This is a genomic window from Parvimonas micra (genome assembly GCF_021300775.1).
Classification (GTDB): Bacteria; Bacillota; Clostridia; order Tissierellales; family Peptoniphilaceae; genus Parvimonas.
This window is the reverse complement of record NZ_JAJTJP010000001.1, coordinates 191230-211056: the sequence shown is the minus strand read 5'-3', so window position 1 is coordinate 211056 and position 19827 is coordinate 191230. Positions and strand designations below refer to the sequence as shown.

17 protein-coding genes and 1 other annotated feature are annotated in these 19827 nt (G+C 27.0%); of the genes, 5 read left to right on the top strand and 12 right to left on the bottom strand.

Annotated elements, in window-relative coordinates; all coding sequences use genetic code 11:
- The first annotated feature begins 83 nt into the window (after positions 1 to 83).
- On the top strand, positions 84 to 1526 hold the full coding sequence (locus tag LW893_RS01115; RefSeq protein ID WP_233055399.1) for a peptide ABC transporter substrate-binding protein: 1443 nt from the start codon (positions 84 to 86) through the stop codon (positions 1524 to 1526).
- A gap of 63 nt (positions 1527 to 1589) precedes the next feature.
- Entirely contained in the window at positions 1590 to 2591 is a 1002-nt protein-coding gene (locus tag LW893_RS01110) for an asparaginase (RefSeq protein WP_233055398.1), read from the top strand.
- 108 nt (positions 2592 to 2699) lie between these two features.
- On the opposite strand, the gene LW893_RS01105 is transcribed toward LW893_RS01110, so the two are convergent.
- The 6 genes from LW893_RS01105 to LW893_RS01080 all read right to left on the bottom strand — a co-directional run bounded on the left by LW893_RS01105 (position 2700) and on the right by LW893_RS01080 (position 9405).
- Positions 2700 to 4043 (bottom strand): sodium-dependent transporter, encoded by a 1344-nt coding sequence (locus LW893_RS01105; RefSeq protein WP_233055397.1) that lies wholly within the window; start codon positions 4041 to 4043, stop codon positions 2700 to 2702.
- A gap of 85 nt (positions 4044 to 4128) precedes the next feature.
- Entirely contained in the window at positions 4129 to 5424 is a 1296-nt protein-coding gene (locus tag LW893_RS01100; protein WP_269836875.1) for a glycine/betaine/sarcosine/D-proline family reductase selenoprotein B, read from the bottom strand.
- A 14-nt stretch (positions 5425 to 5438) separates the two neighbouring features.
- Entirely contained in the window at positions 5439 to 6725 is a 1287-nt protein-coding gene (locus tag LW893_RS01095; RefSeq protein ID WP_233055396.1) for a glycine/sarcosine/betaine reductase component B subunit, read from the bottom strand.
- 14 nt (positions 6726 to 6739) lie between these two features.
- Positions 6740 to 7126 (bottom strand): GrdX family protein, encoded by a 387-nt coding sequence (locus tag LW893_RS01090; protein WP_233055395.1) that lies wholly within the window; start codon positions 7124 to 7126, stop codon positions 6740 to 6742.
- A gap of 405 nt (positions 7127 to 7531) precedes the next feature.
- Positions 7532 to 8173, bottom strand: a complete 642-nt coding sequence (locus LW893_RS01085) for a GntR family transcriptional regulator (RefSeq protein ID WP_233055394.1) — start codon at positions 8171 to 8173, stop codon at positions 7532 to 7534.
- A 14-nt stretch (positions 8174 to 8187) separates the two neighbouring features.
- Positions 8188 to 9405 (bottom strand): hypothetical protein, encoded by a 1218-nt coding sequence (locus LW893_RS01080; RefSeq protein ID WP_233055393.1) that lies wholly within the window; start codon positions 9403 to 9405, stop codon positions 8188 to 8190.
- Between the two features lie 138 nt (positions 9406 to 9543).
- On the opposite strand from LW893_RS01080, the gene LW893_RS01075 reads away from it, so the two are divergent.
- Positions 9544 to 9933, top strand: a complete 390-nt coding sequence (locus LW893_RS01075; RefSeq protein WP_233055392.1) for a hypothetical protein — start codon at positions 9544 to 9546, stop codon at positions 9931 to 9933.
- Between the two features lie 52 nt (positions 9934 to 9985).
- Here LW893_RS01075 and LW893_RS01070 read toward each other — a convergent pair whose 3' ends face one another.
- The 6 genes from LW893_RS01070 to rplJ all read right to left on the bottom strand — a co-directional run bounded on the left by LW893_RS01070 (position 9986) and on the right by rplJ (position 17543).
- Positions 9986 to 13786, bottom strand: coding sequence for a leucine-rich repeat domain-containing protein (locus LW893_RS01070; RefSeq protein WP_233055391.1), 3801 nt, complete (start codon positions 13784 to 13786; stop codon positions 9986 to 9988).
- 262 nt (positions 13787 to 14048) lie between these two features.
- Entirely contained in the window at positions 14049 to 15158 is a 1110-nt protein-coding gene (locus LW893_RS01065; protein ID WP_233055390.1) for an FAD:protein FMN transferase, read from the bottom strand.
- A 24-nt stretch (positions 15159 to 15182) separates the two neighbouring features.
- Positions 15183 to 16055 (bottom strand): hypothetical protein, encoded by an 873-nt coding sequence (locus tag LW893_RS01060; RefSeq protein ID WP_233055389.1) that lies wholly within the window; start codon positions 16053 to 16055, stop codon positions 15183 to 15185.
- Positions 16056 to 16071: 16 nt separating this feature from the next.
- Complete coding sequence (locus tag LW893_RS01055) at positions 16072 to 16410, bottom strand: type II toxin-antitoxin system PemK/MazF family toxin (RefSeq protein WP_233055388.1); 339 nt, start codon at positions 16408 to 16410, stop codon at positions 16072 to 16074.
- Between the two features lie 231 nt (positions 16411 to 16641).
- Complete coding sequence (gene rplL, locus LW893_RS01050; RefSeq protein ID WP_269836873.1) at positions 16642 to 17013, bottom strand: 50S ribosomal protein L7/L12; 372 nt, start codon at positions 17011 to 17013, stop codon at positions 16642 to 16644.
- Positions 17014 to 17042: 29 nt separating this feature from the next.
- Positions 17043 to 17543: a 50S ribosomal protein L10 gene (gene rplJ, locus LW893_RS01045; protein WP_233055387.1), complete on the bottom strand. Its 501-nt coding sequence runs from the start codon at positions 17541 to 17543 to the stop codon at positions 17043 to 17045.
- A 20-nt stretch (positions 17544 to 17563) separates the two neighbouring features.
- Positions 17564 to 17682, bottom strand: a sequence feature (ribosomal protein L10 leader region).
- 119 nt (positions 17683 to 17801) lie between these two features.
- Between rplJ and LW893_RS01040 the strand changes: the two genes are divergently transcribed.
- Together LW893_RS01040 and LW893_RS01035 are read left to right on the top strand one after the other, a co-directional pair.
- Positions 17802 to 18257 (top strand): COG2426 family protein, encoded by a 456-nt coding sequence (locus LW893_RS01040; RefSeq protein ID WP_233055386.1) that lies wholly within the window; start codon positions 17802 to 17804, stop codon positions 18255 to 18257.
- 99 nt (positions 18258 to 18356) lie between these two features.
- Positions 18357 to 19799 carry a leucyl aminopeptidase gene (locus tag LW893_RS01035; protein ID WP_233055385.1) on the top strand — a complete coding sequence of 481 codons (1443 nt, stop codon included), beginning with the start codon at positions 18357 to 18359 and terminating at the stop codon, positions 19797 to 19799.
- Positions 19800 to 19827: the final 28 nt, after the last annotated feature.

Genomic DNA, 19827 nt, shown 5'->3' with positions numbered 1-19827 from the left:
TTATTACTTTTTTGTAATTATTTAATTTTTTATACAATTATGATAAAATATATTTGTATATAAATTTTATTAAGGAGAAAATCATGAGAAAATTTTCAAGAGTATTTTTTATTTTTTTCACTTTTTTATTAGTTTCTTGTTCAACTAGCAAAAAAGAAAAAGATATTGATAATATAAAAACCCCAAACACAGAAATAGTAACGGCAATAAAAAAACAAGAATATAATTTAGATCCAAGATTTTCAAACGATATTAATACTAATGCCTTAATATCACAACTTTTTGAAGGGCTAACTGAATATTCTGCCCATGGTAAAATAGCATTAAACCAAGCAGAAAAAATTGAGAAAAGCGAAGATTTTATGAAGTGGACAATAACGATTAGAGATAATCTAAAATGGTCAGATGGTTCGGATATAACCGCAGAAGATTATGTTGAGTCTTGGATGAGTATCTTAAATTATGAAAATAAAAATCCAAATGCATATAAGCTATTTTTCATAAAAGATGCTAAAAAACTAAACGACTTAAAACTAAAGCTTAGAGATTTTTCAGGATTAAAAATATTGGATAAACATACTATTGAAGTAAATATGGAATATCCCGTTAGAAACTTTGATGAAATACTTTCAAATGTTTTTATGTTCCCTATTAAAAAAGACAGTGTTATTGATGTAAATAATCTTATAACAAATAGTGCTTTTAAAATTAAAAATTATGGTGATGAAGAGATAGTTTTGGAGCAAAACGAAAATTACTGGGATAATATAAATACAAAAATAAAAAAAATAACTCTAAAATTAGTAGGAAATGAAATTTTAGCCTATCAACTATTTGACTTAGAACAAGTCGACTTCTTTGGGCTACCATTTTATGAAATCCCATATGAAAGACGACTTGATTCAAGTAAGAAACCTGAACTATTAAACTTCAATACAAATATCTTTGAATTTTTAAAGTTAAATACAGATAATAAATTTTTAAATAATCAAACTTTAAGAAAGAATTTAAATGAATTAATAGATTCTAAGTTTTTAGCAGAATTTATATTATATAATAGTTCAACACCATTTATTCAAAAAGAAGAACTCAATTCAGAAAAAATTTCAAAATTAACAAACGAAGTCGAAGCGATAATAAAAAAATCAAATTTAGAAAATGAAGTTCTAACATTAAGCAATAACGGTACTAAATTATCCGAAAAAATTATAGCTTCACTATCTAAAGAATGGATTGATAAATACAAAATTAAAGTTAGTATAAAAAACGAAGGCGAATCCGAAATAATTCATTCGACATTTAATATGGGTACAACTGATGATTTAGATATAAAATACTATATAAATCATTTTTTACAAAATGATGATTTTTCAAAGATATATACTTCCATTTATTATATTTCTAGAGACAATCTGATTTTTCCATTATATAAACGTTCATTTTCAGTTCTCGTTCACAAAAATGTTCAAGGCGTACATGTAAGTCCAAATGGATTATTATTAATTAAAAATATAATTAAAAAATAATTATTATTTTATCAGTTGTGATATAATATAACTGATTGAAAATATAATATAGGAGCTTAACTTATGAAAAAAATTTTATTAATTTCTACTGGTGGAACAATAGCTTCAAAGCCAACAGATGGAGGATTAACACCTCAGATCAATTCAAGTAAATTACTTGAATACCTAAACTTTACAAAACTTGATTTTGAAATAGAAACTGTGAACCTACTAAATGTAGATTCAACAGATATGCAACCTGAACATTGGTTAAAAATAAAAGACGAAATCAAAAATAATTATGATAAATATGATGGTTTTGTTATTACACATGGAACCGATACAATGGCATACACTGCTTCTGCATTATCTTATTTAATACAAAACAGTCAAAAACCTATTGTATTAACAGGTTCACAAAAATCAATAGATATGCACATAACTGATGCTAAGAACAATTTGTTAAATAGCTTAGTGTATGCATCTAAAAGCACATCAAAAGGTGTTAGCATAGTATTTGATGGTAAAGTAATTTCTGGAACAAGAGCTAGGAAAGAAAGAACAAAAAGTTTTGATGCTTTTTCATCTGTAAACTTCCCTTTCCTTGCAATTATGCATGACGAAAAAATATTTAGATATATAAACAGTGAAGATACTAATGAAGAAGTAAAATTTTACGATTCATTAAATACAAATGTATTTGTATTAAAATTAATACCTTCAATGACTGCGAAAATTCTACCAGAAATCTTTAAAAACTATGATGCAATAATAATCGAAAGTTTTGGTGTTGGTGGAATTCCTAAGGCAATAGAAACTGAATTAAAAAAATTAGTTGAAGAATATAATAATCAAAAAACAATAATAATGACAACTCAAGTTCCACAAGAAGGATCAGATGTAAGTGTTTATGAAGTTGGTAAAAGAATTAGTTCAATCTTATATTTAGAATCTCAAAATATGACAACTGAAGCCACAGTTACAAAGATTATGTGGATTTTAGGAAATTTTGACAATGACTTTGAAACAGTAAAAAAATTATTCTATACTAGAATAAATAATGATATGATTTTCAACGAAATTTAAAGAAAAAAAGTTTGTTCAAATTGAACAAACTTTTTTATTTTGCGATAAAAAACTCAGGCTGTATGCCTGAGTCTTTTTATAAATTTTATAGGTGAGCTGTGTACTCAATTAAAATATTCCTAATCCTGTAACAAATATAATTATTAATACTATTGGTAATAGATAAGCTATTGGTTTAAAGAATGATGGAACTCTTAAGCCTTTTGCTCCAACGTTAACTTCTTCTTTAAAGTTATCAAATTTCCAAACAAATAATACATAAAGAATTAATGCTATTGCACCAAGAGGCATCATAATATTTCCTGATAGATAATCTGCAAAGTCAAATAAATTCTTTCCTAAAACTTTAACTCCACTCATTATATTTAATCCAAATATTGTTGAAAGTCCAACAACGAAGATTGATACTAAAGCGTAGATTGTACCTTTTGCTCTTGATAATTTCATCATATCTGAGAATGATGCACTAATTGGTTCTAAATATCCTAATGCACTTGATAATGCTGCAAAGAACATTAATAAGAAGAACATAAATCCGAATACTTGTCCAAAAGGCATATTCATAAATACATTTGACATTGTTACAAATAATAAGTTAGAACCGGAATCTGGTTTTAATCCTAATGCAAATACTGCAGGGAATGTTGCAAAACCAGCAATTAAAGCTGCTAATGTATCAAATCCAACTACCATTAATCCGTCTTCAGGAATGTTAGAATCTTTCTTTAAATATGAACCATATACAAATGCTCCACCACTTGCTATACCAACTGAGAAGAAACATTGTCCTAATGCAGTAAGGAATGTTTGAGGTGTTACTTTAGAGAAGTCAACATTTAAATACCATTTAATACCTTCTGCTGCTCCTGGTAATGTAACGGATCTAATAACTACTGTAATCAACATTATGAATAATGCTGGCATCATAAATTTACAAGCTTTTTCAAGACCTGAATTTAAGTTTTTAGCAGCTATTACACCTATTATTACTGTACAAACAAATGTCCAGAATAATAATTGAGTTGGGCTAGCCATCAAATCATTGAAACTAGCTGTATATTGTTCTGCAGTAAATCCTTTCATGGATCCTGTAATCATCTTAACAATATAAGCCATTATCCAACCCATAATATTTATGTAATAAGTTAAAATAAAAAATGCACTTAAAACTCCAAGCCAACCAAAACTTACCCAAGGGCTACCTTTTTTAGTTAGTTTTCTCATACCAACGATTGGACTTGACATTGCTTTTCTACCTAAAGCAACTTCCATATAAAATAGAGGAACACCAATTAATACACAAATAGCTAAGTAAATTAATACAAATGCTCCACCACCATTTGTTCCAACTAAGTAAGGAAATCTCCATACATTTCCTAATCCTATTGAAAAACCTGCTGCTGCCATTATATAACCGAATCGGCTGTTCCAATTACTTCTATTTTCTTCCATAAATTTATCCTCCTATAAATTTTATGTTAACATTCCACTTACAAATTAATGTAAGTGGAATATTATAACTTAAACAAATCTTTCTTTAGAAAAATGTTGCTTCTTCAATAGATGTTGCTAAAGAGTCAACTGCTCTTTCAACTAAATCTCTTCTTACAGCATATTCTTTTTCTTTTTCTAAACTTGCATCCCCTACTGGATATGGAATTGCAACAGTAGGTACGATTCTATTTGCTCCTACTGATTTAGAAATTGTTACAATTGTAGCCATATGAACGATTGGAATACCATATCTTTCAATTTCTTTAACGATCGTTGCACCGCAACGTGTACAAGTACCTCAAGTAGAAGTAAGTATAACACCGTCAACTCCAGCTTCTTTTAATTCTTTACCAATTTCAACACCAAATTTTATAGAATTTCCTACTGCAGTACCTGTTCCTGTAGTAGTATAGAAATACTTATAAACTTTTCCAATTTTTCCTTCTTTTTCCATTTCTTTAAGAATATCTACTGGAGCTACTCTATCTGGCATTTCATTTGCATAAACAGGGTCATAACCGCCATGAATTGTACAATAATCTTTGCCTAATTCACTTAAAGCAGAAATATCATATTTACCCCACTTTTGTGCAGATGCTGATTGAATTTTGTCAGGATTTCCTAATGGAACAATACCACCACTTGTAACAACAGCAATTGTTGCCTTTGATAAATCTACAATAGCTTTTGCAGGTTCCACTTTATCGAAAACTGGCATTGGAAGTTCTGTTTCAAATTCTTCACCTTTTAATCTCTTCATTAACATATCTGTTGCTCTAACAGCTCCAATTTTATCTGATATAACAGTAAGTCTTTTACCTTGAGCAAAATATCCATCAACTAAAGGTTTAACAACTTCTCCATTTAATAGTTTTAAAGTTAATTTTGCCATAACTGGAAGAGCTTTACCCATTGCACTAGCAACATTACTAGTAGGTACAACATACGCTATTGATTTACAAGCATCAAGTCCTGGATTTTCTTCATACATTCCTGTAACAACTGGAATATTATATTTTTCTGTTACAAATTTTGCAACTCCAGCACAAGCCATACCATATCTACCAGCATTAAATGCAGGTCCAGCTACTACGATGTCTGGATTAACCTTATCCATTACATCTTTTATAAATTCTAATGAAGCTTCTAAATTTTCATTAAAGTAGTTATCACCACAAATAATAGTTCCAACAACACTTGCTTCTTGACCTAAATTATTTGCAAATCCCATTGCAGGTCCAACTGCTTTTTCATTAAAAGTTGGAGCTACATGAGCCATTTCTTCTCCACCAATTTGTCCAAAGAATTGGTTTATATAATATAATACTTTTTTACTCATTACTCTCACCCCTTCTAGTATAATTCAACAGTTGCGTTATGATAACCTATTTCTGAAGTTGCTCCTATAACAGCATTTAATTCACAATCAAGAGTTCCAGTTTCTGGATTATTTGCTCCATCCCAACCACCTGCTAAATTAGCAATTGCTTCTGAATCTCCTAATACTCTATCAGCTTTTTCTAAATGAACAACATGGCTAACATTTCCTGTAGAAATAACAGCTACTGATTCTTTAGATGTATCAGTTAATGGTTGGCTCATACCATCCCAACCTGAACATTCATCTGTTACAAGAACAGTTTTAATACCTTGTTTTTCAAGTCTAGTACAAATCATTACTAAATCTGAGTCTGGATTACCATATCCTTCTTCACTTACTATTACACCATCAGCACCTAATAATTTACAAAGTTTTGCTGTATAATCACAACACCTATATTTTCCAGCTAATGTAGTAAGTTCTGGTGTTAATACAACTCCAACAAAATTGATATCTTTTCCATGTCTACTATATAGATCTAAGATACATGCATTATTTTGATGTTGGTAAGTAGTAATCTTATCACATGCAGCAACACAGTTTCCGCTTATTACTGCACCATCTAATTCTTCATTTGGATGAATTAATGTAGGTAATGTTTGTCTTGTACATGTTCCATAAATATATCCATCATGTAGTAATCCTTGGGAAATTAACATTTCAACATAAACTACTTTAGGTAAATTAGGATATTTTTTAGTTTCTTCGTCATTATCTCCTATATTGTATTCAACAGTTTCATCAATTGCAGCATTTCTTCCAGCTTCTCCAATCAACTCACTTGCTTTAAGTCCAACAAGTCTAACAACTTCTTCATGTTCATGTGGATGTAATCCATCAACAACTTTAATATCTACAACTATATTATATGTCTTAGAAAATGGAGTCCATTTAGCTCCTTCTCCCCACATATCTATAACACCTTCTTGGAAACCAACAATGTCTCCAATTGTAACTACTGCTGCTCCATAAAGTACATTAACAATTCCTTCTCCTAATTGTGCTACATCAGTAGTAACTCCCGCAAAACCTTTAGCTCCTTGGATTTTAACTCTTGGCTCAATTACGTCCTTTACCGGAATAATTCTTGCTTTTTCACCAGGTTTTGCAAAGTCAATATCAATATCTTTAACCCCTGGTTCTTTCTTTAATTCATTAACAATTGCTTCTTTGTTAATAAATAAAGTATGATTTTCAACTTTAGTTTCTTCACCAAACGCCAAATCTTTAATGAAGATTCTGTTCATTTGAAGTTTCAAAATACCACCTCCACTTATTTTTCTAGCTTACTAAGTGCTTTATACTCTTCTATTGCACTTTCAACTAGCATTAAATCAACAACTTCATAATCCTTAACATTTTTAAAATCAATGTTCCTATTTTTCATTGTTAAGTTATACTTGTCAATTGCTTCTTCAATTATTAATATGCTATCTTCATCAAAAGTTTTTTCATCATCAATAACAATACTTCTAATTGAAGAGAAAACCATTCTGATACTAGCTGGCAAAGGATGACTTACTAAAGAGCATCCTTTATGTATTAAATCTCTTGTAGCTATTAAAACATCAATATAACTTCCATCAATAAATTCAACACTATCAAATTTTTCTTTTACCAAAGAATTATTCGATACAATTTTTAAACTCAAATAAATCACTTCCTTTGTTAAATGTATTATAATATATATTTTTAGGTTTTTCAATTGTATTTTATATGTTTTTTTATTGTGGAAAATGTTTATTTGTTATATCTTATTCTTTAAGTAGCTATTATTAGATATTTTTTATTTCATAAATTTTTTTTATGAAAATCATTTTTTACAATGATAAAAGTTTCGAAAATGTAATAATTAGTGTTTTTTCTGTAATGCTAAATTTCTTGTTGATAATTTTAACAAGTAAATTTATTAATATTGAAATTTCAGTATTTTATATATGTATTTTTTTATAAAAAAATATGCAAATTTTATCTTCAATTTGCATATTTTTTACAATAATGACTTTTTTATCCAATTTTATCTAATTTTATCCATAAGAAAAAGTGATTAGTAAACTAATCACTTTTATAATAATGCTGATTTTATTTTTTCTACAAAGTCTTCAATATGTTCTTTCGCATATTGTTCTGCCATCTGTTCATCTTTCTTATCAAAAGCTTCTACAATTTTTTTAAATGTTCTTGTAAAAATTTCCATATCACTGAAATACAAATCACAATAATGCCACAATCTTTCTGTTTGACAATGTAAATCTGTTAAAATATCTATTAGCCAAGGATTTCCACAAGATTTTGTTACTATTTTATGAAACTTCTCATCAAGTAAAATAGCCTCTTGATAATTATTAGTTGTATCATAAGTTTCTAAAGTTAAAACTATTTCTCTAAGTCTCTTTCTATCATCATCAGTTAATCTTGTAACCGCAAGTTTTGTTGCAAGTGGATCTAACACCTTAGTAACTTCAAATAATTTTTTTATATTTAAAAAATCCAAAGTAGCAACCTGAACACCATATCTTGGCACAATAGAAACTAATTTAACCGCTTCCAACTGTTGAAAAACTGTTCTAATAGGAGTTCTACTAACTTCAAATTCCTCTGACAGTTCAATTTCATTTAAAATCTTTCCGGGCTCATATTGTAAAGTTACAATTCTTTCTTTTAAAATATTAAAAATCTCCTCTTTAGTTCTCCCATGCGTATCCATAAAACATCTATCTCCTATATTAATTCCGTCATATGTTTTATTATATCCATTGATTCAGTTCCTAAAACACAAATTTCATACATTTTATTTCTTTTTACATCAATAATCTGACAATTTGTTTCTTCGCAATTCATATCAACATTGTTTTGTGTAGAAACATATCCATACTCATCGTCAGTATTTTCAAATCCAAGGAAGTATTTATTTTTATTTATTGTATCAAAAATTAAAATTTTATAATCATCTGAACTGTTTTCAGATAAGAATTTTTCATCAAACTCAAATCCTTCACGGCTTACATACTCATTTAAAAATATTGCATTATCTGTTGTTAAATAACCTTTAATTTTTTCGTTATATTGAAACCAGCTAGGTATTCTTAATGAGAAATCTATATTTCTAATAAATTTATCATAAAAATGGTATCCTACTTCATATCTAACTTTTCTATACGCAAAATTTGATGAAGAGAATTTTTCAACGCCTAAGTACTTATAAATTTCTCTAGCATACTTTTGAGGCAAGTGTATCTTTATATTTTTTTCAATAAGATTTTCAAACATAAACATTACCATAGATAATCTTTCATCAAAATCATCAACCAATGTTAAATCTTTTAAACTATTCCAAATATGGTATAACAAGTAATTCTCATCAGAAAAAGGATCTACTACTTTTTCGTTGAATAAAAATACTCTCTTACAAAAAGTTTCAAAATCATTTTTAAATAAATCTTCAAATTCAGTCAAAGATATTATTCCTAAATAAGTACAGACATAATCTTCTGTAGTAATTGGAAAAGTTTTTTGATTATCCATTAAAGTTGATCTAATTCTAACATCATTTTTATTATTTAAAATTAACTCAGCTCTATCTTTAATCCAATCAAAATAAAGTTTTTCTAATTTTTCTAAATTATTATCTATATAATATCCTGTATCATCTTTAATTTCAAACTTGCATCCTAAGAAGGAAAACAACTCATTAAGAAAATCAACTACCATAATATGATAGCCAGCTCCATAATAACAAGTTTCTGCTCTCATTTCTATTTCTTCATCAATATTAAAATTTAATGAAAGATAAGGAATCATTTCAAAATTTAAAACTATATTCCCATCTATCTCTTCAAGAGAAAAACCATAATTATCATTTTCAGAAAATTCATCAATTTTTTCTAAAAAACCATCTATATCATATTGAAATTTAACACTTATTCCAAAATTTTTCATAAACCACCTCTGTATTTAATACATCATATTAATTTTATTCTATCACAAATTTTAAACAATATCAAACAGATTAATATACTATTTTTTATGGGTATATAAAAAATAGTTAAAAATTACTATTTAAAAGGGGAGATAAATATGAAAGAAAAAATATTAAATTTTATGAAAGATAGATATGGCGGAGATATCTTGAACACTATTATTTTATACTTTTCAATGGGATTTGCTATAATAAATCTGTTTAAAAACAGTAATGTTTTAACGATAACTTCATTAGTTTTATTTTCTATTGCAATCTTTAGAATGTTATCTAAAAATAAAAGAAAAAGAGCAATGGAACAATTAAAATTTTTTAATTTTATTTCTCCATTTTATTCAAAACTATTAAAATTTTCATCAAAAGATAGAAAAAATTACATATACTTTAAATGTAAAAATTGCAAACAAGAACTAAGAATTCCAAAAGGTAAAGGAAAAATAAAGGTTATTTGTCCAAATTGTAAACATGAAGAAATCAAAAAAAGCTAAACTATATTATATAAAAAACCTAATCCATATTATACGGATTAGGTTTTTCTTACTATTTATATTTTTTCTTTTTTAAAACTATACTTGTAATTGCTAATATAGCAGGAATATATACAGAATTATTTGAAACATTTGTTTTTGGAAGTTTTTGATTCTTATTTGTATCTTTTTCAATATTTGAGTCTCTATACTCTACTGCATATTTAGAAAAATGATTTGTCTTAAAAATTACAAATTTACTGTTTTGAGAAAAAGTCTTTTCCTCAAGATTTCCATTATCATCAATATAGTAAACCATATTTGCGATTTTACCATTTTCCTTAGGAATAAAAACAGTATAATCTCCTTGTTTAATTTCAACTTTTTTATTTGTCTTCTTATCTATAAAATAAATATCAAAAGCAGTAACATCTTTATATTTTAATGTCATAACCTCTACTTTTTCTACAACAAGTACCAAGTCTTTTAAATTTTTTCCTGAAACAGAAATTTTTGTTTTTGCTTCTGTTAATGTTGTAACTAATATTTCTTCTAGATTTTCACTAGGATTATTTGGTTTAATTCCATCTAACTTAGATATACTATCTTCTAATGACTTAACCAAATTATCAACGTAAATTTGACTAATTGGATTTTCTAAAGCCTCAACAGAATATTTAAGTAGATTATCAAAATCTGATTTTTTCTTTTCATCTGAATAAGTGTATTTATCAGTTTCTTGAATTGCTCTAGCTTTTTCTATTTCTGTTTTTAAATTTTCAAGTTCTACATCTTTTAGAATTATTTCATGATGCTTACTTTGCTCAAATTTTAAATGATACTTATTGTATGTGAAAACTTTTACTTTTATTACATGTTTATCACTATCCATATTATCATTAAAGGCATTTTTATCTAAACTTGTTAAACTAGATGGAATAGTTACTTCCTCGATTATTCCACTTTTAAAAGCATCTTTTCCTATGCTTTTTAGACCTTCATTTAAGATCAAATTTTTTAAATATCTAAATTTTTTATTTGATGCAAATGCTTGATCTTCAATTGTTTCAACGGATGAAGGGATTTCAAGTGTTGAAATTCTGTGAGATAAGAAAGCATATCTTTCTATTCTTTTAACAGTATTTGGTATTTTTATACTTTCTAACGGACATCCTGAAAAAGCTGATTGTCCAATAACTTCTACACCTTCTGGAATTTCGATATTTTTTAATTTTAGATTTCTTGAAAAGATACCATTAGGTACTATTTTCATATTTTTAGATAGTTTTGCATGAGTAATATTATTTAAAGAAAAAACTCCTTCTCCCATTTTAACAACAGAATCTGGTATATCAACACTTATTAATTCATTTCCATTAAAAGCAAGTGTTCCTATTTCTTCTAATTTCTCTGGCAAGGATACTTCCTTTAACTTATTTTTTTGGAATGCACTCTTTCCAATCTTCTTAACCGTATTTGGTATTTCAACACTCAAAAGTCCATTTAATGACTCTCCTGTATCTGTTGTATATTCATACTCACCAGTGTATTCAAATGCATTATCAGAAATTTCAGTAATATCTTCTCCATTATTGTTTTTACTTGGAATAATTAGATTTTTATTATACTGCGATTTTTCTTTGCCAAGTTCTGAAAAACCTAAAATTTTTGTTCCATCGAAAATAAAATCATTTATATTATACTTAGCCTCTTCACTTAAAATTAGTTTTCCTTCTGCTTTTAACAAATCTAATAAAACTCTATCTATATCATCTTGTTTAACAGAAGTATCTTTTACTACAGACTTAGCCTTTTCTAGTTCTTCTAAAAAATTATTATAAGAATCTTCAGTATATAAATCTTTATTTATATTACTTAATCTTGATATATTTTTAATTAAGGCTTTTTTATTAGCTCCATTAGGAACTAAATTTTCAATTGCTTTACTTAAACTATTTGTAATATCATCTATCTCTTTTTGAGTTGACTTATGATTTAACATAATAGCTTTAGCTTTTTTGTAAATCTGTTGCAAATTATCAAAGCTTTTACTTTCATAATCAGATTTATCTAGTTCTTTAACTACTTCAAGTACTTTTTGTAGTTTATTACGATTAACATCTTCTCCTACTAATATAAAACTGTGATGAACACTATGTGGATTTATGTAAGTAGATGTTTCTAGATGTTTTTTATTTCTAGTATATAAAACTACTTTCTCATCAGTATTACCTTCATTTTCAAAAAATACATTTTGTAGAAGTTTAAATATACTAAAAGGTAAATCTACTTCTTTGATTTTATTATGTGCAAAACTGAAAGAATCAAATTGGAATAAAGAAACACTATCTGAAACTATTAATTCTTCTATCTCGTTATACGCAAAGCTTTCATTACCAGTTTTAATAACAGTTTGAGGAATATTAAGTTTTTTTATTTTATTATTCTTAAATGCATAGGATTCAATAAATTTTACACCCATAGGGATTTCAAATTCTTTTAAATTATTCTTTTGAAAAGCCCCAGTATCAATTATATACTCATTATATCCATCAGCTATATTAATTTTAACTGAATTAAGCTCTTTATTTTCAAAAGCCTTAGGACAAATTCCTTCTATCCTTTTTTCAACATTAGCACCATTTTCAGTAATAGTTACTGTTTTAGGAATTACTAAATCCTTATTTGTCTTTAGTTTTTCAACCCCTTTTTCTGAAAATCCAGAAATTCCAAAGTAACTTCTCTTAGAAATAATTTTACTTTTAACTTCTTCATATTTAAAATCTTCAGAATTAAATTCTTTGTTAGTTGTAATTACTTTAACTTTTACCTTGATTTCATATCTATTTAGTACAGTTTCTAATAAATTTTTATTTTGATTTGCTTTTTTATAATCTTCGTCTTTAAAATTTTTAAACTTTCCTAAAATAACAGAACCATCAGTCAAATTATTTTCTATAGAATAGTCAATTCCTGTTTCAAAATATTCATCTAAAGAGCCATCATTTGCACTTCCAACCTTTACAAACCCTGAAGTTAATCTAATTTTATCGTTTAACTTTTTGATCACTTCATCTTTTGACTCATCTTTATTAACTTCGATTTCTCCACAATCCAAAGTGATTTTTTTAGTACTACTGCATGAACCATCACAAAAAGCTCTTACAAAAAGCATAACTTCTCTATCTTGAGGAATATTCAATTCTTCTTGATTACTTAAAAACACTTCATCATGTAAAAATAATTTATTACCTTTTTCTGAAATATTAAGAGTTAAATCATTCCCATTACCAGAAAATATTTTATGCCCTACATGTCCTAAGTTTTCACCAAATAAAATATTATTAGATATCTTACATTTTTCAAAAGCATTATCTGATATTTTAGTAAGAGTATTAGGTAAGTTTATTTTTTGCAAAGAAGAGCAACTTGAAAATGCTCTTTTACCTATTACTTCTAAACCATCATTAAAATTTAATTCTTTTAGTGCTGTTTTTACAAAAGCCATATCTTCTATTTTCTTTAGAGTTGAAGGAAAAGTTATTTTTTCTAAAGTTGTAACTCCTGCAAAAGCACCATTACCAATAATTTCAATACCTTCACTTAAAACAATAGACTTTACTTTTGTTCCTTTAAAAGCAGATTTTCCAATTACTTTAACATCTACACCTTTTATTTTTTCTGGAATAGTTACTTCTATTTCATTCCCAGTATATTTTGTTATTGTATTAGTTTTTTCATCAAATACAAATTTAGACTCATCTGTATGATTGATTACAAATGAAACCCGTTCATTAGCAAAACTACTAATAGGCATTGCAGTAAATAAAATAGAAAGCAATGTTACATAAGATAAAATTTTCTTGATTTTCATTTTAAAATCCTCCTTAAATTGAATTTTATCATAGTAAATATTCTTTGTCAATTTATTATATAACTTGAATAATATTATAAGTCATCTTATAAAAATACTATTAAAACTAAAATTTAACTATCACAATATAAATTAATATTTGTATTATTTCATATTAAATGATTATATAATAATACTAGATTTAAAATAATATTATAAAAAAATTTTATTAATAGTTTATATATAAAAAAGCTAGGATATAAACCTAGCTTTTAGTTATATATTATTTATTTGTAGCACCTTTACTTTTTATAAGTTTTTCCATATTTTCTGTATAATGAACACTTCCATCAGAAAGTATCCAATATGCATCTGCACCATCTACTTTTTTTAGAAGCTCTTTTCCTTCTTCTACATCCATTAAAAATAGACTTGTTGAAAGAAAATCTGCAAGTCCCGAATCTTTACATAATACAGTTACACTTTTTATTTTATCCTTAGGATAACCTGTTTCAGGATCTATTATATGATTATACGCTTTGTCACCAACATAATAAAATCTTTGATAATCTCCACTAGTTACAGCACTAGTTTCATCTGTATAAATGACTTCTTTTATATCAACTTTTTCTGAATCAAACTTAGGATCTTGAATTCCTATTCCCCATTTATTTTTATCTTTTTCTAAAGGACTTCCTATAGCTTTTACATTTCCACCTGCTGAAATTATTGCAGATTTTAAACCCATTGACTTTAACTTATTCATAACTTTTTCTACTGAATAGCCTTTTGCAATAGCTCCAACATCAAGTTTCATATCCTTATCCTTAAGAAAAACCGTACTATTTTTCTTATCAATTACAATATTGTCAATATTAGTATGTTTTAATCCCTCTTTTATTCTATTATCATCTGGAAGTTTTCCCTTAAGATCAACAGCTGCATCCTTTTCAGCCTTCCAAAGAGAAGTTACGCTTCCTATTGCAATATTATTTTTATCAGAGAGTTTTTTATAACTCTCAATAGAAAATTCCAAAAGTTCTATAATTTCTTTATCAACCTTAACAGGTTCTTTTCCCGCATTATCATTTATAGTTTTTATATTATTTTCATTAGCATTTTCAAAAGAATTGTAAAGATTGTGATATCTGTTTAAATCATCTTCTAGAACTTTAAAATACTTATTAAACTCATCTTCATTTTCACAATAAGCAGTAAAAACTACATCTGTATCAAAAACTCCAAAAAAAGATTTTGAGAATTTCTTAAAGCTTGCACTTTCCTTATTTTTATTCTCTTTTTTTGTTTCAACATTTTCTTCTTTCTTTGAACAAGCAACAAAAATTAAACAAGATAATAACAATAAAATAATACTTCTATTAAATTTCTTCATATTTATATATTTCTCCGCCCTCTACTAATTTCTTTTATGACTTAAATACCAAATAGGATAAATACTTGAAAATCCATCATAAACATAGTTAATTTTTTCTATCTTATCATTAATGACTTCATCATCTAAATCTTTGTTTTCAACAAAAAATTCATATAAATTTTCAATTATAGTATATACTCCCAATAGTTTAAAAAATATTCTTGGTACATTATTGTTAAAGTAGCCATCAACTATTCCGGTCAATAAACTAGCATTATTATCATAATCTAAATTTAAATTTCTAAACTCAAAATAAGCATCTGACCTTAAAATTTTATATTCTTCTATTATTTGAAATTTACCATCTTTAGAAACTCTAATATCATCTAGTCCATTAATACCTATAATAGTAGTACAAATTCTATCATTTAAACAATATCTATTTCTCTCTAAAAAATCAAAAAGAACATAGTCTAAATTTCCTCTATATTTACCAAGTCCATATCTATGAAGAAATTTATTTATTCTATAATTATAATGTTTATTCCATCTTCCACAATCGCAACCTTGAAATCTTTTATGGTATTCAAAAATAAATTTCCCAATTTTAAATCCCATAGAATATGCTTCTTCATCAGATAAATTATGTTTTTTATCAACAATATATGGAATAATTCTATAACAAAACTTATCATTTAAAACCCCAATATCCGAATAAGTAATATTAGAGAATTCATTAGAAAAATCATTTAAACACTCAAAAATTTTACTTATCTTTGAAAATTTACCATATGGAAATAAACTCAAAATAAACTTTTCATCATCATTTTCTAAAATAAACTGTTTTTCACTTATTTTATTTATTTTTAATTTTTTATTCTTCACAAATTCTATGTTTTTTACCAATTCAAGCATATTTTCCCTCTATGTACTAAACTCCAACAGATCTTAAAAGTGCTTCATTAACTTTTTTCATAAAGAACTCATCTGTATATCCAACCTTTTCTCTCAGCCTCTTTTTATCTATTGTTCTTATTTGTTCTAACAATACAACAGAATTTTTCGGAAGACCAAATTCTGCTGAAACTTCAACGTGAGTTGGAAGCTTAACTTTGTTCATCTGAGAAGTAATGGCAGCAATAATAACTGTTGGGCTATATTTATTTCCTACATCATTTTGAACAACTAGGACCGGCCTCACTCCACCTTGTTCAGAGCCGACAACTGGGCTTAAATCAGCATAAAAAATATCTCCTCTTTTTACCTTCATATCTTATTTCTTTTAGTAAACTAAAAGTACTCCCTCTTAATTAGTCTTATTTTATTATTATATATTTTTAAGGAAAATAAATCAATACTTAATAATTGTTATCGAAATATTTTTAGAAATACAGAATAATTTTATTAAATTATACATATTTATTATATTAAGTTATTTTTTTTACAATAAAAAAAGTGGATATAAATCCACTTTAATTTCAAATTTAATTTGAAGTAATTCCTACTTTAATTCAATAGTAGCTCCTACTTCTTCTAATTTAGCTTTCATTTGTTCAGCTTCTTCTTTAGAAACTCCTTCTTTGATAGCTTTTGGAGCGTTATCAACGATGTCTTTAGCTTCTTTTAAGCCTAATCCGCTTAAATCTTTAACTGCTTTAACAACTTTCATTTTTTCTGCTCCAACTGATGCTAAAATAACATCAAATTCTGATTTTTCTTCAACAGCTGCAGCTGCTTCTCCACCAGCTACTGCTCCAACTACTACAGGTGCAGATGCAGAAACTCCAAATTTTTCTTCTGCTGCTTTAACTAATTCATTTAATTCAAGAACTGATAATTTTTCAATTGCTTCTAATATTTGTTCGAAATCCATAATATACCTCCTAAAATTTTACGCAACCATTAAGCTGCTTCTTCTTTCTTTTTTCTTAGTGCATCTAACATATACACAAAATTTGATACTGGTGCCTTTAGGCTGCCAAGTAATTTCGCAATAAGTACTTCTCTTGAAGGAATGTTTGCAATAGCTTTAACACCATTGTTATCTAAAATTTTACCTTCTAAAATACCTGCTTTTATAACTAATTTTTCATTTGACTTTGCAAATTCATTAGTAATTCTTGCTGCTGCTGTTAAGTCTTCTCCTGAGAATGCAACTGCGCTAGGTCCTTCTAAATATTGATTGAAATCTTCTAAACCTAATTCTTTAAAAGCTAATTTCATCATAGTATTTTTATAAACCTTGTATTGAACTCCAGCTTCTCTATACTTATTTCTTAAGTTAGTAACTTGTTCAACAGTTAAACCTCTGTAATCAACTAAAACTAAAGAACCTGAATTTTCAATTTTTTCTCTAATTTCTGATACAACAGCTTGTTTTTGTTCTAAAACAAAATCTTTCATCGTTTCACCTCCATTAAAGGCTACATATAAAAAAATCTCTACCAAGAGTAGAGAAAAAAATACATAATAAAGTATTTCCACCTATGTAGGATTTTTAAACAATAGTCCCTACGGTCTTGGGTAGCCTATAAAATTAACATATATATTATATCATATTTCAAAAATAATGCAATACTTTTTTTAAAAAAATTTTTAATATATCTTTTATCTTATTTTTATGGTAGAATATATACATTATTAATTAGTTTAAGGTGAGTTATGTTAAAATATATTTATGTGTTATTAATTTCAATGGTACCTATTATTGAACTTAGAGGTGCAATTCCATATTCTCAAGCAATGGGACTTCCAATTCTAAATTCATACATAGTTGCTATTTTAGGGAATTTAATTCCTGTGCCATTTGTTTACTTTCTTGCAAAGAAGTTTCTCCACTGGGGAGAAGATAAAAGATTTATTGGAAAATTTTGTAAAAAAATCTTATTAAAAGGACATAAAGCAGGAGAAAAAATCTTAAAAAAATCTGGAAAAAGTGGAATTTTAATTGCTCTTGCAATTTTTATTGGAATCCCATTTCCTGGAACTGGTGCATATACCGGTATGTTAGCTGCAAGTATTTTAGATATAGATTTTAAAACAAGTATTTTTTCTGCAATTTTAGGATTAATTCTTTCAGGAATAATTATGGCAACTATTAGTTTTCATGTTTTTTAAAAAGGACAACAACGTTGTCCTTTTCTATTGCAAAAAATTCAATTTTTGGTTATTATATAAGTAAGATATTTATATCTAATTTAACTATGGAGGTAATATATGGAATTTAAAATTGGTAATTCTGGATTAGTTAAAGTACTTTATTTTTTTGAAGGAAATGACATTTTAGGAATTAGTAAAGAGTTAAAAGAATATGTTAATGAAAACAAATTATTCAATGGTAAAAGAGGAGAAATTTTTTCTAATCTAGGACCAAATACTGAAAATATAATTTTATTAGGATTAGGAAAAGAATCTGAAGTTTCTCTTGAAAATATTAGAAGAGCTTTCCTTTCACTAGGTAAATGTTTAAAAGCTAATAAGGTAAAATCTTGCAATATAGAAATCAAAAATTTTGATGGACTTTGTTACAAGTTAACTGCTGAAGCAATAATCGAAGGTATTATAAATGTTACTTACAATTTTGACAATTTCTTAAAAGATAAAAAAGACGCTTATGACTGCGAAGTATTCTTTGAAGTTCTAGAAAACAAATTAGATCATGTTGAAGATGGAATCAGAGAAATCAACGCACTAATGGAAGCTGTATTTATGTGTAGAGATCTTGTAAACAGACCTGCAAATGATATTTATCCAGAAACATTAGCAAACTTTGCTAAAGAAGAACTTGAAAAAGTTGGAGTTGAAGTTGAAGTTTTAGAAAAGAAACAAATTGAATCTTTAAAAATGGAAGCTTTCCTTTCTGTTGCTAGAGGTAGTGATTTACCACCTAAATTTATTATTATGAAACACTTACCAAACAAAGATGAAAAACCAATTGTATTAGTTGGCAAAGGTCTAACTTATGATTCTGGTGGTTATGCAATAAAACCTGCAACTGGAATGGTTGATATGAAAACTGATATGGGCGGTAGTGCAGCAGTTATTTCAACAATGTATGCAGTTGGTAAAATGAATGTTCAAAGAAATGTAATTGCTCTTGTAGCATCTTGCGAAAACATGATAAATGGTAGCGCGTATAGAAATGGAGATATAATTTCTTCTATGAAAGGTTCAACTATTGAAGTAATAAATACTGATGCTGAAGGAAGATTAACATTAGCAGATGCTCTTTATTATGGAGCATCAAAATTAAATCCTGAATGTATAGTTGATGTAGCAACTTTAACAGGCGCTTGTATTTATGCATTAGGTTCAAGAGTAATTGGTGCTGTAAGTAATAACGATGAAGTATATGCAAAAATTCAAGAATCAGCAGATTTCATGGGAGAATACTTATGGAGATTCCCTGTTTTTGAAGAACATAGAGAAAGTGTTAAAGGAAAAATTGCAGACTTATTAAATTCTACTGGTCCAGGATCAGGTGGAGCAATAACTGCTGGTATATTCTTAGAACACTTTGTTGAAAATACTCCATGGGTTCATCTAGATATAGCAGGTCCTTCATATTCTAGTTCAGCTTGGGGAACAAATCCTGAAGGTGCAAGTGGAACTCCAGTAAAAACACTTTACAATTTTGTAAAAAAATATAATAAAAAATAATTGTAATAATTAAAAATGGTATGCCAAT

What these genes read in the sequence shown, in the direction of transcription:
- LW893_RS01105 (WP_233055397.1), bottom strand. Translation starts at nt 4,043, where the DNA reads ATGGAAGAAAATAGAAGTAATTGGAACAGCCGATTCGGTTATATAATG.
- LW893_RS01070 (WP_233055391.1), bottom strand. Translation starts at nt 13,786, where the DNA reads ATGAAAATCAAGAAAATTTTATCTTATGTAACATTGCTTTCTATTTTA.
- LW893_RS01080 (WP_233055393.1), bottom strand. Translation starts at nt 9,405, where the DNA reads ATGAAAAATTTTGGAATAAGTGTTAAATTTCAATATGATATAGATGGT.
- LW893_RS01035 (WP_233055385.1), top strand. Translation starts at nt 18,357, where the DNA reads ATGGAATTTAAAATTGGTAATTCTGGATTAGTTAAAGTACTTTATTTT.
- rplL (WP_269836873.1), bottom strand. Translation starts at nt 17,013, where the DNA reads ATGGATTTCGAACAAATATTAGAAGCAATTGAAAAATTATCAGTTCTT.
- LW893_RS01085 (WP_233055394.1), bottom strand. Translation starts at nt 8,173, where the DNA reads ATGGATACGCATGGGAGAACTAAAGAGGAGATTTTTAATATTTTAAAA.
- rplJ (WP_233055387.1), bottom strand. Translation starts at nt 17,543, where the DNA reads ATGAAAGATTTTGTTTTAGAACAAAAACAAGCTGTTGTATCAGAAATT.
- LW893_RS01060 (WP_233055389.1), bottom strand. Translation starts at nt 16,055, where the DNA reads ATGCTTGAATTGGTAAAAAACATAGAATTTGTGAAGAATAAAAAATTA.
- LW893_RS01110 (WP_233055398.1), top strand. Translation starts at nt 1,590, where the DNA reads ATGAAAAAAATTTTATTAATTTCTACTGGTGGAACAATAGCTTCAAAG.
- LW893_RS01075 (WP_233055392.1), top strand. Translation starts at nt 9,544, where the DNA reads ATGAAAGAAAAAATATTAAATTTTATGAAAGATAGATATGGCGGAGAT.
- LW893_RS01065 (WP_233055390.1), bottom strand. Translation starts at nt 15,158, where the DNA reads ATGAAGAAATTTAATAGAAGTATTATTTTATTGTTATTATCTTGTTTA.
- LW893_RS01115 (WP_233055399.1), top strand. Translation starts at nt 84, where the DNA reads ATGAGAAAATTTTCAAGAGTATTTTTTATTTTTTTCACTTTTTTATTA.
- LW893_RS01055 (WP_233055388.1), bottom strand. Translation starts at nt 16,410, where the DNA reads ATGAAGGTAAAAAGAGGAGATATTTTTTATGCTGATTTAAGCCCAGTT.
- LW893_RS01040 (WP_233055386.1), top strand. Translation starts at nt 17,802, where the DNA reads ATGTTAAAATATATTTATGTGTTATTAATTTCAATGGTACCTATTATT.